At 62.6% G+C, this 15,613-nt stretch carries 7 protein-coding genes and 5 pseudogenes; 7 read left to right on the top strand and 5 right to left on the bottom strand.

Features of this window, described 5'->3' with window-relative positions; all coding sequences use genetic code 11:
* The first annotated feature begins 6 nt into the window (after window positions 1-6).
* The 4 genes and pseudogenes from THI_RS06680 to THI_RS19605 form a co-directional block, all read left to right on the top strand.
* Entirely contained in the window at window positions 7-1,209 is a 1,203-nt protein-coding gene (locus THI_RS06680; RefSeq protein ID WP_013105487.1) for an acetate/propionate family kinase, read from the top strand.
* Window positions 1,210-1,714: 505 nt separating this feature from the next.
* A complete protein-coding gene (locus THI_RS18400; RefSeq protein ID WP_013105485.1) occupies window positions 1,715-2,587 on the top strand; it encodes a replication initiation protein in 873 nt (290 codons plus the stop codon).
* Window positions 2,588-2,653: 66 nt separating this feature from the next.
* Window positions 2,654-3,834 (top strand): IS3-like element ISThsp4 family transposase gene (locus tag THI_RS06665; RefSeq protein WP_157096564.1). Its coding sequence is split into 2 segments (ribosomal slippage): window positions 2,654-2,900 and window positions 2,900-3,834, totalling 1,182 coding nucleotides; the frame shifts between segments, so codons are not numbered across the junction.
* Between the two features lie 54 nt (window positions 3,835-3,888).
* A pseudogene (locus THI_RS19605) lies at window positions 3,889-3,981 on the top strand (helix-turn-helix domain-containing protein); the annotation flags it as partial.
* A gap of 107 nt (window positions 3,982-4,088) precedes the next feature.
* On the opposite strand, the pseudogene THI_RS06660 reads toward THI_RS19605, so the two are convergent.
* Window positions 4,089-5,750 (bottom strand): annotated as a pseudogene (locus tag THI_RS06660) (BPTD_3080 family restriction endonuclease); the annotation flags it as partial.
* A 50-nt stretch (window positions 5,751-5,800) separates the two neighbouring features.
* On the opposite strand from THI_RS06660, the pseudogene THI_RS06655 reads away from it, so the two are divergent.
* Window positions 5,801-6,961: pseudogene (locus THI_RS06655) on the top strand (IS1182-like element ISThsp1 family transposase); the annotation flags it as partial.
* Window positions 6,886-7,119 (top strand): annotated as a pseudogene (locus tag THI_RS19600) (transposase); the annotation flags it as partial. The pseudogenes THI_RS06655 and THI_RS19600, both read left to right, overlap by 76 nt.
* An 83-nt stretch (window positions 7,120-7,202) precedes the next feature.
* Here the strand turns inward: THI_RS19600 and THI_RS19595 are convergent.
* The 4 genes and pseudogenes from THI_RS19595 to THI_RS06635 form a co-directional block, all read right to left on the bottom strand.
* A pseudogene (locus THI_RS19595) lies at window positions 7,203-8,780 on the bottom strand (DEAD/DEAH box helicase family protein); the annotation flags it as partial.
* The gene (locus tag THI_RS06645) at window positions 8,777-9,832 is read right to left on the bottom strand and encodes a protein NO VEIN domain-containing protein (RefSeq protein ID WP_013105482.1); all 1,056 of its coding nucleotides are present in this window, start codon (window positions 9,830-9,832) and stop codon (window positions 8,777-8,779) included. The gene THI_RS06645 and the pseudogene THI_RS19595, both read right to left, overlap by 4 nt.
* The gene (locus THI_RS06640; RefSeq protein ID WP_013105481.1) at window positions 9,829-12,600 is read right to left on the bottom strand and encodes a site-specific DNA-methyltransferase; all 2,772 of its coding nucleotides are present in this window, start codon (window positions 12,598-12,600) and stop codon (window positions 9,829-9,831) included. Before THI_RS06640 ends, THI_RS06645 begins: the two co-directional genes overlap by 4 nt.
* Before the next feature lie 365 nt (window positions 12,601-12,965).
* Window positions 12,966-13,829, bottom strand: coding sequence for an ArdC-like ssDNA-binding domain-containing protein (locus tag THI_RS06635; protein WP_013105480.1), 864 nt, complete (start codon window positions 13,827-13,829; stop codon window positions 12,966-12,968).
* Between the two features lie 854 nt (window positions 13,830-14,683).
* On the opposite strand from THI_RS06635, the gene THI_RS18060 reads away from it, so the two are divergent.
* The gene (locus THI_RS18060) at window positions 14,684-15,544 is read left to right on the top strand and encodes a hypothetical protein (RefSeq protein ID WP_141130530.1); all 861 of its coding nucleotides are present in this window, start codon (window positions 14,684-14,686) and stop codon (window positions 15,542-15,544) included.
* Window positions 15,545-15,613: the final 69 nt, after the last annotated feature.

Here is a 15,613-nt window from a genome sequence, read left to right as displayed (position 1 = left end):
CCCGCCATGCCCTCGCCCACCCTGCTCTGCCTCAACACCGGCTCAGCCAGCCTGAAATTCGCCCTGTTCAAACTCGGCGACTGCCACGGGCCACACCTGCCAGAGGCCGCCCAACTGCGCGGCGAGATCGACAGCCACGACGGCCAGGCCACCCTGCGCTGGACCGACGCGCAAGGCCAGACTCACCGCACCGCTTCAAGCGATCCGCGCGGCGACATCGCCGCCGAGGTGGACACCCTGCTCGACACCCTCATCACACCAGCGCTTTGCGGCCCCAGCTGTGGCCCCATCACCGCCGTGGCCCACCGCATCGTGCATGGCGGCACCACCTTCACATCGGCCCAGCGCATCACACCGTCCGTGCGCGCCGCCCTCGACGCCCTGCGCAGCCTCGCCCCGCTGCATCAAGGGCCAGGGCTCGCCGGGGTGGGCGCCGCCACCGCCCGCCTGCCCGATGTGCCGCAGATCGCCTGCTTCGACACCGCGTTTCACGCCACGCAGACCGATCTCGCCCGCCGCTACGCCATCCCGCGCGACTGGCACGACAAAGGCTTCAAACGCTACGGATTTCATGGCCTGTCTTACGACGCCATCGCCCACAAACTGCCGCCGCTGCTGGGCGAGCGCGCGCAAGGCGCCGTCATCGTGGCGCATTTGGGAGGCGGCTCCAGCCTGTGCGGTCTGCGGGGTCTGCGCAGCGTGAGCACGACCATGGGGTTCACCGCACTCGACGGCTTGGTCATGTCCACCCGCTGCGGCACCATCGACCCCGGCCTGGTGCTGCACTGGATCACCGAAGAGCACCTCGACCCGCAGAGAATCACCGCCATGCTCTACCACGACAGCGGACTCAAAGGCCTTTCCGGCCTGAGTGGCGACATGCGCACCCTCGAAGCCAGCCCCGATGCGCGCGCGCAAGAAGCAATCGCCCTGTTCACCGCCAGCGTGGCCCATCACATCGGCGCACTCGCCGCAGACATCGGCGGCCTCGACGCCCTGGTTTTCACGGGCGGCATCGGCACCCACAGCGCCCGCGTGCGGCAAGAAGTGTGCAATGCCCTGTCCTGGCTGGGCCTGCGCCTCGACCCCTTGTACAACGCAGCAGGCCAGACCTGCATCACCCACGGCGACAGCCCCATCCCCGCCTTCGCCCTGCCCACCGACGAAGAAGGCGTCATGGCCCTGCAAACCGCAGCGCTGCTGGCGTGAGCCAAAAAGCACAAAGCCCAACCGAAGGGGTTGGGCTTTGTATTTGATGCTGTGGGGTGGCTGATGGGAGACCTTTGGACACCTTAAGAACCCAGCATCTATGCGGGTTCAGCTCTCTTGCCACATCGGACTGTGGAACGGTTAGTGTAACAGCAGCGGCAGCGGAAATACCAACGAAAAGTCCGTATAAAAGGTGATTGCTACACGAGTCTCAATCGTTTGCAGGAGACCAACGTGATTCAACTTTTTTATGCCTGGCAGGAGCACCTGCGCCCCCAACCCCCTTGCGCGAATCGGGACCGCTTCTAGTTCCCAAAAAGCCGCCGAATAACAAACATCCTTATCCCCTGCCGTAGCAGAACGCAGCAGGGTGGCTATGCCCGCCCCATTGGGTCGAGCTCAGGTCAGTCGCAAAGTATTAGCCATCAACCGTTTGATAGGTGGGCTCTCAGGTCAACTCTTCGGAGCCACCAGGCACTTCCCACCGGCAGGGCTGGAGACAGCCTTGCAACATGCCCCCAATTTCGAGCCGCCCCGCCTCGCGCATCGTCCCTATTGCACCGACGACAAGGCTTCCGGTCTCCAAATCCGCAGCCAATCGACCGCCCTTGCGCGCCGATACATCCAAGCAAACGCGCCGGAATTGCAGTTCCGCGTGGTGCTAGACATCGACCACGACGTGCGAGCGACAGCGCATGAGCGGTATTGGCATGATGAGTATGGCGTCCCAGAACCTAGCTGGACTGCGATAACGCCCGGTACCGGCCGCGCTCATGTGGCATACGAACTCGCAATCCCGATAGCCAAGCACGATAACGCTCGTTCCGGGCCCATCCGATACGGCGCTGCAATTGAAGGTGGCTTGGCCGTCAAGTTACGCGCCGACAGCGGCTATGCAGGCTTGGTCTGCAAAAATCCACTACACCCAGACTGGGATACCGTGCCAGGGCGTTTAGAGCCATACGAGCTTGCAGAGTTGGCTGAATGGGTAGACCTCATACCAAAGGCCAAGCTTCGCGAATCGGTGCACGGTGCCCTGGGCCGGAATTGCCTCTTGTTCGAGCATCTGAGACACTGGGCATATCGGGCGGTTGTGCCATTCAAATCCAGCGGAGGCCGCCGCGATAATTGGGAAGGCTCGGTCTTGAAGCAGGCACTGGAGCTCAACAATTTTTCCGAAGCGGACGTGATGCAGCGCGACCCGCTCGCGTACAGCGAAATCAAGGCCACCGCGCGCAGTGTCGCGCGATACACCTGGCAGAATTTCAGCGAGGCGTCAAAAAAGGCGCTCGTTGACCGAACACACACCCCCGAGCTGCAGGCAGCGCGTGGTCGCCGCTCTGGAGAAGCGCGACGCGCATCTACAGAATCTCACTGAGCTGCCTGCCGTTTTTCGTCTTCCAGGAGCCGATGTGTAGCATCGAGACCTGAAGGACGAGACGAAGTGAAGACGATCCCGAAACAGCAGTACACGGCCGAGTTCAAGGACCAGGCCGTCAAGCATGCCCAGGCAGTTGGCGTGGGTGCGGCAGCTCGCGAACTGGGGCTGGTGGAGCAGACGCTGCGCAACTGGGTGAAGGCTGCCCAGGCCGGCCATCTGGCGGGAGCGGGCGCGAAGCCGGTGACGCCGGAACAGATGGAGCTGTCGCGGCTGAGGGCGGAGAACGCCCGGCTGCGGATGCACGTGGACATCTTAAAAAAAGCGACTGCGTACTTCGCCAAGGATGCGCTGTGAAGTACGCGTGGATCGACGCGCAGCGCCGCGACCATCCCCTGCCTGAGCTGTGCGAGGTGCTCGGCGTGAGCATCAGCGGCTACCGCGCCTGGCGCCGCGGCGGCAAGCCCGATCGCGCCCGCCTGAGCGATGCGCAGGCCCTGACGCTGATGCGCAGCATCCACGCCGAGTTCAAGGCTGCCTACGGCTCGCGGCGCATGCACCGCGAGTTGCAGGGGCGCGGCCATCGCATCGGCCTGCGGCGGGTGGAACGACTCATGCGCGAGCACGGCATCAGGGCACGCCACAAGCGACGATTCAAGGCGACGACGGACTCCCGGCATTCGCTGCCCATCGCGCCGAATCTGCTGGCGCGTAACTTCGCACCCGAGGCGCCGAATCGAGTCTGGACGGGGGATATCACGTACATCCAAACCGGCGAGGGCTGGCTGTACCTGGCCATCGTCCTCGATCTGTTCAACCGCGAGATCGTCGGCTGGTCGATCAAACCGCGCATGACCGCGGACATCGTCACCGATGCCCTGACCATGGCGTGGTTCCGGCGCAAGCCCGAGGCTGGAATCGTGTTTCACAGCGATCGCGGAAGTCAATACGCAAGTGCCGCCATGGCGGCCAAGCTGCGTGACTTCGGCATGACCGCATCGATGAGTCGCAAGGGCAACTGCTGGGACAATGCGCCGACCGAGAGCTTCTTCAACAGCCTCAAAAACGAGCGGGTGCACGGCACGTCGTACCCGACCCGCGCCGACGCGCAGGCCGACCTGTTCCAGTACATCGAGGCGTTCTACAACCGGAGTCGCCGCCACTCCACGCTGGGCTACCGCTCGCCGATTCGCTTCCTGGAGGAGTGGCTCAGCAAGCATGGCGATCAGCCATCCATGGCGGCATGAGAGCGGCCATCTGGAAGGCGAAATTCGACGGGCACCTCACACCGCGCAACAGCCCGCCTACTCAAAATCCAAGGGAAAAGCATGCGCGCAATTGCTGAAGAACTCTCGGTCAGCCAGTCCACAATCTCCCGTTGGCTCAGTGCCTGATGAACAGACCTATATCAGATAACAGCGCTTGCGAAACCCAAAAAAATGGCTTTTTGGTTTCGGTCAAAACCCTCGTATGGATGTTCTGGGGACCTGTGACGTCAGCGTCAAGCAGCAACTTCATCAAGGATTTTGAGTAGGTCAGCTGGGTGCCGAACCATCCGGTAACGCCACACACCGTAACGGCCGTCGTTGTTCACGGCTCCACACCAGCGATGCGCTGCAGCGGCTTTGATTTCGGCATCACCAAGCTCCCCCTTGACTTCGACTATCAGTCGCCTCCCATCGGTCAGCTCCACGAGAAAATCCGGAAGGTATTTACGGCGAAGTCCATCTTTGCGATACGGCACCACGAAACCGAGGTGGTCATTCTTGACCCAGCGTTTGACACGGATGTGGGCATCCAATGCGGTAGCCGCAGCCTGCTCCCACGTCTTGGTGTCGGCCACAATGGCGTTGAGGTGGCATTTTTGTGCGGGCCACGGCTGCCGTCCGGTGTAGAACTCCACATAGCGGGTTGAACGCTCTCCTGCACTGCCAGGCGCGACAACTGGCCGTTCGCGGGCCTTGCCACTCTCGTCTACGGCCTGGACGGCATCGAGCAGAATACCGGCCGCCTTCTGAAAATACGGGTTGAGTGCTACATCTTGTGGGGCTCGGTTACCACGGCAATCGAGCTTCGACGCCAGGAACTGCTGGGCATATCCAAGCAGCTGCGGGAACAGCCGGTGCATTGGAATTTCCTCGCCGCGCTCCTGCACCCATTGCTGAGCCAAGACCTTTGCCAGCGTGAAAGCGACCTGCTGCACGCGCACCTTGGAACGCCACTGCGCAAGGTCCACCACGCCAGCAGCTCCAGGGCCGTAAGCGGCCAGAGTTCCGTCTACCGTGGTCAGCCCTTTCATCAAGGTAATGTCGGGCACTTCCATCGGGTCCAGAGCCAAGGTTGGCACTTTGGGCCAATCGACCGCCAGACGCGTGATGCCGGGGTCCACATAGCCTTCAACTACCGGGAACGTGATTTCGTAATCGGACTTCTCGGGAACTGCGTAGATTTGATTCGCGGGAGGCGATGGCGGTTGCTGCGCACCGCCCTCAACCTTGAACGGAATCAGCTCGAACGGCACACCGAACACCTTGGCCGTCTCTTCCCGAAAAAAACCCGTCGCTTCGTCCACAGCGTAGGACGTGCGGCGTAGCGCGCGCCCGACGACCTGCTCACACAGCAACTGCGAGCCGAAGGGCCGCAGGCCGACAACATGAGTGACGGTCGTTGCGTCCCAGCCTTCAGACAACATCGCCACGCTGATGATGCAGCGCACGTCCCGGCCAGGTGGAATGCTGGCGTCGATGGTGACGAGGCCGTTGTCCTCGTCCTCCATCGCCTTGTGGTTGTGTTTGTCCACCAAGGCCGCATATTCCTCGGGCACCTTGTTGCCCGGCCACGCTGTACGACCGATGGTTTCCAGGACGAAACGCAGCCGACGTGCCTCATCATTCTTGCCGCCCCCCTCCGCAATATCCTCGGCAACCTTGCTATCCACGCGCACGGTCCACTCGCGGCCTGGCGCATTACGGAATTGTTCAGGTGCCGCTCCATAGATTGGATTGCCGTTGGCCAGCCAATCATGCAGTTCCTTGGCTAGAGCGGTATCTCGGCAGACGATGATGAATACGGGAGGCACATCCGTTTTGCGGTGACCTGCCTCAAACTGCGCCTGCCAAGCTGCGGCCGTCTGCCGCCATTCATCGGCTAGGAGTGTGGGCGGCAGAAGGTTGTTGAGGTCGACGTAGGACGGTGGGCGTGCGTTAATACGGCATGCCCACTAGTTACCGCCCCTATGAGCCGGACCAGGTGATGCTGCTGCCGGCGGCGCCGCAGGACTGGCTGCCGCCGGGCCACCTGGCTTACTTCATCCACGACACGATTGACACGCTGGACCTGAGCGCGTTCTACGCGCGCTATGAGGGTGGCGGAGCGCGCAACCAGCCCTTCCATCCGGCGATGATGGTCAAGGTTCTGGTGTACGGCTACGCCACCGGGGTGTTCAGCTCGCGCAAGATCGAGCGCCGGCTGCACGAGGACCTGGCGTTCCGGATGCTGGCAGCAGGGAACTTCCCCAAGCACCGCACGATCCGGGATTTCCGTGCGCTGCACCTCCAGGAATTCTCGGACCTGTTCGTGCAGGTCGTGCGCCTGGCGCGCGAGATGGGTCTGGTCAAGCTGGGCACGGTGGCCATCGACGGCACCAAGGTCAAGGCCAACGCGAGCCGCCACAAGGCCATGAGCTATGCGCGCATGCAGCACACCGAGGTCGAACTGAAAAAGCAGATCGACGCGCTGCTGGCGCGCGCCAAGGCCACCGACGAGGCCGAGGCGCAGGAGCCCGAACTCGACATCCCGGCCGAGATCGAGCGGCGCGAGGCGCGACTCGATGCGATCCGGCAGGCGCGCCAGCGGCTGGAACAGCGTCAGCGTGAAGCCGACGCGCAGCGTGGTCGCAGTGACGATGATGATCGCCGTCCCCGGGGGCCGGATGGGAAGCCGCGGCGCGGTGCGCGGTTCAAGCGCGACTTCGGCGTGCCCGAAGACAAGGCGCAGGAGAACTTCACCGACCCGGACAGCCGCATCATGAAGCGCGCCGGCGGCGGCTTCGACCCCAGCTACAACGCGCAGACGGCGGTGGACGAGGCTGCGCACATCATCGTGGCTGCGGAACTGGACAACACGGCACCCGATGCCAACTGGCTGCTGCCGATGATCGATGCGATCCAGGAGAACCTGGGCGCGCTGCCCGCGCTGGGTCTGGCCGACGCGGGCTATCGCAGCGAGGACAACCTGCGCGATGCGCCGATCGATCTGGTTGTGGCCTTGGGGCGCGAAGGCAAGCAGCACGCGGCCATCGATGCCGCGCGGCTGCCGCACACCGCGGCCATGGCCGCGAAGATGCAGACCGCCGCGGGACGCGCCGCCTATCGCAAGCGCAAGTGGATCGCCGAGCCGCCCAACGGCTGGATCAAGAGCGTGCTGGGTTCCGCCAGTTCAGCCTGCGCGGCCTTGAGCGTGTACGCGCCGAGTGGAAACTCGTCTGCGCAGCACTGAACCTCCGGCGGATGGCCTCGTTGGTTCCCGCCTGAACAGAAATGGGGGCACAGGCCGCCCCGCACAACACGCCCGCTGCTGCCCTCTCGGGGGCGTGAGACGACCGGCCATGCCGACCGTGCCCGAAAAACAGTCCGCTCGCCCAGCATCGGCGCTCCGGCACAGGTTCACGGAATTCTGCCGCCCAGACTCCTAGCTGCATGATGGGCTGGGTGGCATAGCGCATCAACACATCAGGCGTGAGCTTGCCGCTGGCTCCGTCTTTCTCAGCTAGCTCCTGCACCCACCGCCAGACGTTGAAATAGGCCGGTGTCTGCGTGCCGCCGATGTCCTGAGTCGGCAACTGCGGGATTTTGACCAGCCCGGCCTCGATGGCTTCGAGCAGACTGAAATCCGAGACGACCCATGGGAACGGTTTGCCGACCTCATTGCCACTGCCCTGGATATAGAACGGCGTCGCGGACAAATCCAAGCAAAGGCGAATCCCATTCTTCTTTCCGCCCAGCGCGTTGTTGATGCGGTCCAGACCCTCGACCCAGACAGTCGCCTCGCGCGCATCGACCTCGGCGGTTTCCTCGTCGATGGCGTAGCTGTCCTCGGCATCCAGCTTGCCCCGCCGGTAAGCGTGGTGCGCCTCGTCATTCATCACGAAGATGGCCGAGCTTCGACCCTTCCGGTTACCCAGCACGCGACGCAAAAACGCCGCGTCGCTTTCGTAGTAACGCACCTCCCGGACATCGAACCCAGTCAGGCGTCCCTTGGCGTCGCGCAACTCGCGCACGATATCAAAGGCTCCGGTCAGCGCTTGTTGCCGAATGTCGGCTTCGCTCAGGTCATCCCGGCCGCCGAGCTTGACGGTGCGCAGCTTCTCGACCGGAACACCACGCTTGACCACGCGGGCCGATGTGCCATTCACGTCGCTCAGTTCGCGCCGTTCGAGGTTGTGCCAATTAGTGATAAACACCTCCCCGCGCCGCAGGTCCGGCATGCGTTGCAGGGAAACCAGCTGACGGGTGCGGTACAGGCTCAGCTCATCTAAATTAGGGTCCAACTCCCGCAATCGGTCGCGGATAGTGACGTTCGGGCAAACAAGCAGCACCGTGTCGGAATACGCCGGGTTTTGGGGCTGGGCCACCTTGTTCAGAATCGACCACGCGGCAAGCATCCCCATGACGGTCGTCTTGCCGCTGCCCGTAGCCATCTTGAGGGCGTAGCGGACAAAGGCCTTGTAACCTGCCTCTTTGGCATCGCCGCCGGGCTCATCGGTCGGTACGTTCACCCCTTGCTTGAGGTCGTCCGGCCCTTCCACAAGAAACAGCACGGTTTCGACGGCTTCGAGCTGGGCATAAAACAGCCGTTGCTGCCGGTCAGGCGACTGCCAAAGCTCAAGCAATTCGCGGGTAACCTTGGTGGCTCCCGCATAGTCTCGCTCGCGCCATTCCTGGCGGCGCTGGCGAATCAGATTCGCCAAGTCCAGCAGATATTCCTGGCCTTTGGAGGCGTCATCGAACAGGGCTTCCTGTTTCTTGGTCTTGCGCCCTCGGGCCGCACGGTCAGGCACGCGGAAGAAATACGACGCAGGCCGTCGGCCGGGACGTTTCTCGGGAGGTTTGGCAACCTCGATATGCCAATGAAATTGCGGCTCGTCGTAGGGTGAGTTGATGATGGGCGCTTCGACGGCGTTGATTTGGCTCATGCCGCAGCCCCCTCGCCTTGCGCGACTTCGGCGCCGACGGCCGCAATGCGCTCCATCAGGGGCACCGTCACATCACCCCGCTCGGACACCAGGCGCCAGCCGACGCCGAAGGCCTCAGGCTTCAGGTCAAAGATGCGCGGACTAGTCAGCGCCTCGCAGACCACGCACACGCGGAAGTCGGCGCTATGCTCCTTCAGCTTGGCGTACTCATTCGGGGTCAGTTCGAAGTAGATGGCGGTGCCCGCCGTGCCCTTGACCTCCAGCCGCAAGGTCTGTCGCCCCTTGGTCGCCTCAAGGTCCCACCCCAGGCACTCGGTCTCGACCGTCTTCAGCGTGTAGCCGTTGGCCTCGTAGCACTCCCACACGGCGTTTACTGCGGCCACCTCCACCATTACGTTGTGCGCGTGGTCCGGCGCGCTTGAGCGACCCTTCTTGCCGCCGCTCTTGCGCTCTAGTGCCTCGTCGTCGGGCAGTTCAACGCCAGGCGTGGTGTCGATGTACTTGGTCAGCTTGCGGACGAAGGCTGTCACGCCCGGATGGTCGGTGTGGTGGCTCGGATACCAGACGTTCGACTGCCCTGGGAAGCCCTTGAAGCCTGCCGGCGCGTAGGGCACGTCAAACGTGCGCTCGTCCTCCGGCAGCAGCCGCACATCGTCGGCATCGGCAACGCACAGGAACCGTCGAACGGCCTCGTTCATGCCGGGGATAGAGCCACGCCTGACGCGGTACTGCCGATGGAACACCGTTGCGTTGCGATACCAGCCCACCACGACCTGGCCCACCCCGGGCCTGCGGGCGATGAACACCACATCGACCCCTGACAGTTCGTCGCCCTCGCGCCAAGCTTGCGAGTCGGCGATGTAGCGCAGGTTGAGGCCAGCGAAGTGGCGGCTCATGGCGTAGCCATAGCACTTCCCACGGCTAGGCTTGAAGTTGAAGACCTCACCACCCACACCGTTCGCGGCAATGTAGGCGCCGCCGCTGGTGATGGTGTCCGGCCCGTCGTAACGCTCCATGTAGCCAACGCGGAGAACCAGAAGCCGCGCGCTCATGCCTTCACCTCCAGCACCCGCATCAGCTCGTTACCGCGCTCGTCGATGACCTTCACGGCCACGCGCTGCCTCGGCCCCACTGCGAAGGGCTCGCTGACCGTGCCGGCCAGGTGCGCCCACACCGACGGGTCGAACTCTGCCTTCAGGGACTTCTGCAGGTTGTCCCATGCGGCGGTCTTGGGGAAGAAGACCTGGGTGGCGTAGAAGCTCAGGCCGTCGTAGTCGGTGTCCAGCATCCAAGCCGGCATGTTCTGGCCCTCAATGGCTTCCTGTTCCATCGTCGCCGGGTTGAAGATGTCCAAGCCAAACAGCTCGACCTCGTACAACGTGGCACCCTCGTCGTTCTTCTTGCCAGTCTTGCGCAGCACCGCGTCCGGCAGGCCGGTCACGGAGAAGATTTCGCTGGCCCGGCTCGTCTTCAGCAGGTCCGACATCGCCACGTCGGGCGTTACCGTGACGTAGGTGCAAGGCACGCGTAGCTTGGCACGGTCCTCCAGCAGCTCGCGCGCCTTGGCCTGGATGGCGAAGCCGAAGAAGTACAGGCTGGGGAACTTCAGGAAGTAGGCTTCGCGCGCTGCCTCGAACACCACGTCGGACGAGATGGCGCCGTCCTCGGGGCCGAACACCACCGCGATGCGGTTGCCCTCGCCGTCGGTGCCCTCGGCGTGCAACACGTCGCTGTCGGTCATGCTGCGGATGTCGGCCAGCACCAGTTCCCGGTTGCCGGGCAGGCGCAGCGTCTTGGACTGACGCAGCACCTGGGTCATGCGCTCGATGTGCGTCGCGGGGTCGCCGTAACGCGCGGCCGGTTCGGCCACGGCCAACGGCAGGCCGCCGTTCGCGGCATCGGCGGCGCCGATGGCATCGTCCAGCGACTGCGGTGCGGCGGCCGGCGCCGCGGCAGCCGGCTCGTCGTTCACCACCTGAGCCGGCGCAATGGTGGCCTCGACAACGAACGGCCCCGCCACGCGTACCACACCGCTGTTCACCTCGGGCCGGTCCACCAGCACTTCGGTGGCCGGGGCCTCGTCGTTGGCGATGGACTTCAGCGTGATGTGCGGCACCAGCCCGCCGACTTCTTCACCCTTGCGGTTCTGGCGGCGCTTGTATTCGAAGCCGCCCACCGGGCCAACCTGCGGGTTCTTCAGCTCGTAGTACGGGAACGTCGCCGTCAGCAGTCGCTGCCGCGCCAGTGCGAGGGGCACGCGCGAGGTGTCGCAGGTAATCCAGCGGCGGCCCCATTGCTCGGCGACATATGCCGTCGTGCCGGAACCGCAGGTCGGGTCAAGCACAAGGTCGCCAGGGTCCGTGCACATCAGCATGCACCGCTGGATAACCAAGGGCAGAGTTTGCACCACATAGAGTTTGTCGCTTGCAAACCCGCTTGTCTGCGTATCCGTCCAAATGTTTGTTATTGGCGATACCGGGTAGTCAGATAGGTAATTTATAAACCGAAGCGTGTTGCCTTGCGCCATCAACCTATCCGTCTCAGCGAGCCTCTTCAAGCCATCTAGGGTGACACTCCAGTGGCGGTTCGGGGATGGATAAAACGTGCGGCCATTCCATTCAAAGGGCTGCTCCTTAGGGGCGGCGCCCATTGAAACAAGAGGATAAGGCTGGAATATTCTCGCGCCGACTGGAATGTTTCCAGACTCAACTTCCTCGGAGGTCATTGACCTACGAGAACCATCAGCCAACTCGACCCAGTTATATTGCTTCGCGCCTTCTTCCCCGGGCTCCTTCCTATAGAAGTTCTGGCGATATTTTAGCTTTCCCTTATCCTTAGCATACCAAAGCAAGTAGTCGCCAATGGATGGGATAAGTGAACTACTTTGCCCGCCTGTCTTCTTGAAAGTAATCTGACCCGCGAGGTTTTGATGACCAAAGACCTCATCAAGAAGTTCTCGCACATGGTGAATATTTTCTTCGGAAATCTGAACGAAAACACTACCGCTTTCGTGCAGCAACTCCTTCGCCAAAGTCAATCGGTCCCGCAGGTAGGTTAGATACGAATGGAGGCCCAATTCCCAAGTATCGCGGTACGCCTTAACCATTTCTGGCTCGCGAGTCATGTCTGAATCGCCACCATGCGTGACATCGCGTTTCCGCACGAACGGCTGAAAGTTGGACCCAAACTTCACCCCATACGGCGGGTCCATGTAGACCATCTGAACCTGCCCGCCCAAACCCTCGAACTCCAGCAGCGAGTTCATTACCTGCAGGCTGTCGCCCAGAATCATCCGGTTCTGCCACGGCCCCTTGTGCTCGTATGCGTCGAGCTTGTCGGTCACATCGAGCCCGCCGTCACCGAACATATCCAGCGTCGTGCCCTTGGCCTTACGGTGCTTGATGCCGTCGAGGATGGCCTTGGGCGAATGCCGCTCGTGCACGAACAGCGGCACCGTCGGCACCGCAATCTGATGGCGTTCCGCCTTCCCCGCCCAGTTCAGGAAAGGCTTTGAGAGATTCTTTAGCAGGTCGGCAGCGGCTTTGAGGGATTGCACCTGCACGCCTCCGCCCAGCCATGCTTGGGGCTGCGCAAACACAGCAGCCTCGCCTTCGGTCGCACAGCGCTGGACCAATCCTATCAGCCACTCGGCCAGCTCACGGTCCCGGTTCTCGTCCCAGCTCAAGGCTGGGTCGAGGCTGCTGTCGTAACGGTAGGTCTTAGCTGGTCTTTTGGCCGAAAACTGGTCTTGCAGGCCCACATCCGGGCGTTGCGTCGCTTCTTGAGTGTGGGTGTAGTTTGTAGTTGTTGGGTTGGCCATCGGGGTCCCTGCATTGCAGTGTCAATGCAGGGACATCCGCCCTTGGCGACCACCGCCAGAACGCCCGCATCGAGCTCGGGGCAATTTACCAAACATCCATCGCAGAATCGGCACTATGAAACACATCGGTACACCCTGAAGACGAGAACGACGACCAATCCGACAGCGACGAGCTACTCGTGCAGATATCCTGCACCATAAATCCAGCCTGCAACCCGTTAGAGCACGGTGCGATGGCATGGTCATCTGGGATGCAGGGCCGACATACCTCTGACGGACCGGCCAAGACCCAACCGCATAGAACATTCCAAAGTTTCATTTCGTTTTCCTTTTAATGAGCACCCGCCCTGTGGGCGGGCAAGTTTTCAGGTGGATGCTTTTGGTTGGCCCGCCGCCAGGATGCGCTGCGCTGCAGAAAACATCCGTTTTGGCGATTTCTCTGGCAACTGCCCACCGTCGAGCCAGCCCTGGATGTAGTCGCGCGACTCCGGCAAGCCAGGCAAGCCCAGCAGAGCGCAGAGCACATAAGCGACACCTTCCGCCTCGACTTCCTGAAGTGAACGCGACAGCATGAGTGTGTCTGCGCACTCCGCATGCGCTGTGTGGCCAAGCACAACGTGAGCCAGCTCGTGAAATCGCGTCTTATGGGGATAGAGCGCAACCGGGTTAACGGCGATTTGCCGCCCCTGTGCGTAGCCTTGCACGTTGCCGTTGAGCATGGAAAATCGGGCCTCCGTGACATCCAGCGTCACCAGGGCCAGGCCGGCATCCCATGCCGGAATCGCCAACGGCGGCAACTCGACCTCTGCGCCCTCGGTCTGCTCTAGAGAAAACCAGTTCCGCGCAAGTTTGAACAGGGTGAACGTGTCCGCGTCGTCGGTGCCGTTCTGGTCGCCCTTGGCCTGCCGTTTGAGCGTCACAGGCATGTACAGGGTTAACGCCTTCTCGCCCTTGCGCACCGCCCGTCCTAAGTCTTGCCAGCCCCGAAAACTAGCAATCGGCGATAGCGGAAGACCTCGGCTCAACAGTTGCGACGCCGCGAACAGCTGATTGCCCAGGCTGTAACGGTGAAACCGGCTGTAGGCCTTACTGACCAGCCCCGACTCATTTAGTGCGTGTTGCAACAGATTGGAGAACACACGTTCTGCTGGTTGGTGAGCCTCGGGGGGCTTGGGGGGAACGCCCAAGGGTGAAGTGGCGTTCATGGTGGTGATAGTCGCTTTCGTCATGGGTACTTTCCTTTCACACTGTGTCTGCTCGTCGGAGCCGCCTCAAGGGAGAGGTCGCGCGCAGGTGGGAGACCGGAATAAGCCGGGATGCAGGTCGGCATGACAGAGCCGCTGGCGATGGCGTGGCGACGTGCTTTTCCCCGGCCCGGTCGAACCCGAGCACGGGCCTTGGTGGCTCAGAACGAGCTCAGTGAGAAAGGGATGGGCGAATGCGACCGGCCTTCGTCACCATGCCGTTTCGCACGGTCTGTTTGCAGACGGTGCCAGTTGCCTCGGCAAGCATCGCACGCAACACCGGGCGCAGCCGGGTGTGTAGGGGAGCCACGGCGGCGCCGTGGGGCCAGGGCGTCCAGCCCGCGGCCCCGCAAGGTGCGCCCGGCCCCAGACGGGCCGCCTTGCGGCGGGGGGAGCCAAGCTCCAGCCTGCGTGACGCAGCCCGCCAGGGTGCCGACCGTCCAGGGAGACAGGCGAAGCCCTGCGCCGCAGGCAGGCAGCCCCCAGGCTGCCGGTGGAGCTTGGGGGGCGCAGCCCCGGCGCCCAAGCCGCAGGCGCGGGAAACCCGGTGGAGTCCGAGCCACAGGCGACGGACCGCAGGCGCAGCCGTAGCCAGTGCAGCGTCCAGCGCAACGGTTCACCGGGTTTCCCGCGCCTTGGATGCCGCGCCAGCGGTGTCCAAGGTGTGGGCGCCCGGATTCAAAGGATGCGCGCTCCGTCCAGGGGCAAGAGCCGCGGCTGAGCGTCCAGCGAAGGAAAAGTGGCGTCGTCCGCCGTGTTCACCTCCCCCGTGCGCCTCCAGGCGCATGGGGATATGCATGGCAGGGCTGTCGCTATACGTGTCAGGAGGAAGACAGAAGATGACGCAACGCGACGGACAAGATATGGCCAGACTGAACGAGCAGCGCATTCTGAAAGCGCTGCATAAGTATGGCTGGCTGCGCACGCGCGATATTGCCGCGCTGCTCTGGATGCGGGGGCGGCCAAAACGACCCGGCGAATTTTTGCCGGAGCGGGTCGAACTCACCGCGAGCGCCCTGCGCATGGCGCAGCGCTCGGTCGCCCGACTGCGCACGCAGCATTCCGTCATTTCAGCCAAGGGGCCAGACGGCAGTATGTTGTATGCGCTATCCGAAGCGGGGGCTCGCGCTTTACTGGCACAAGGAATCCCGGCCCGGTCGGGCAAGGACCAGCTACGCCGCGTGAGTTTGAGTTATTACCACCATAGGCGGTTAGCCAACGAGTTGGCGATTGTGGCAACGCTTCAGGGCTATCGCGTGGCGACCGAATATGAGATTGCGAAAGGACAATGGTTCGGCGGCAAAGCAGGCATCCTCGGCAAAATACCCGACATCCTGGTACGCGACGGAAAGAATGTGGTGTGGGTCGAGGTCGAGCGTAGCCGACGTAACCGGCCAGACTATGACAAACTTTTGACCTGGCTATTGACCATTAGAAAATCGCACACGGCAGGTGCCACGGCTTTGGCGCCGTTGCCTGGCGATATGCAACTGTCGAGAGTGCTATTTGCCTGTAACCGCGCGTTCGTCAATAAGCTTCGTGATGACCTGGCTCGTCGCGGGTGGCCTGTGACGGACCAACGCAACTATCTGGCTGAAATCCCGTTGCTATACGTTTCAGAGGCCAAATTTATCGTGAAATCCGGCAGCGACGGAGGAGCCGCAGAACACTCTGACGGCGAGATGGACAGTATGGGCTGAACGGAGCGCTCCTCCCCAAGGAACGACACGGACGCCTCATACAGCCCGCTCAGTGGCGGGGGCCTCTGC

This window comes from Thiomonas arsenitoxydans, from assembly GCF_000253115.1.
GTDB lineage: Bacteria > Pseudomonadota > Gammaproteobacteria > Burkholderiales > Burkholderiaceae_C > Thiomonas > Thiomonas arsenitoxydans.
This window is presented reverse-complemented; position numbering and strand designations above follow the sequence as displayed.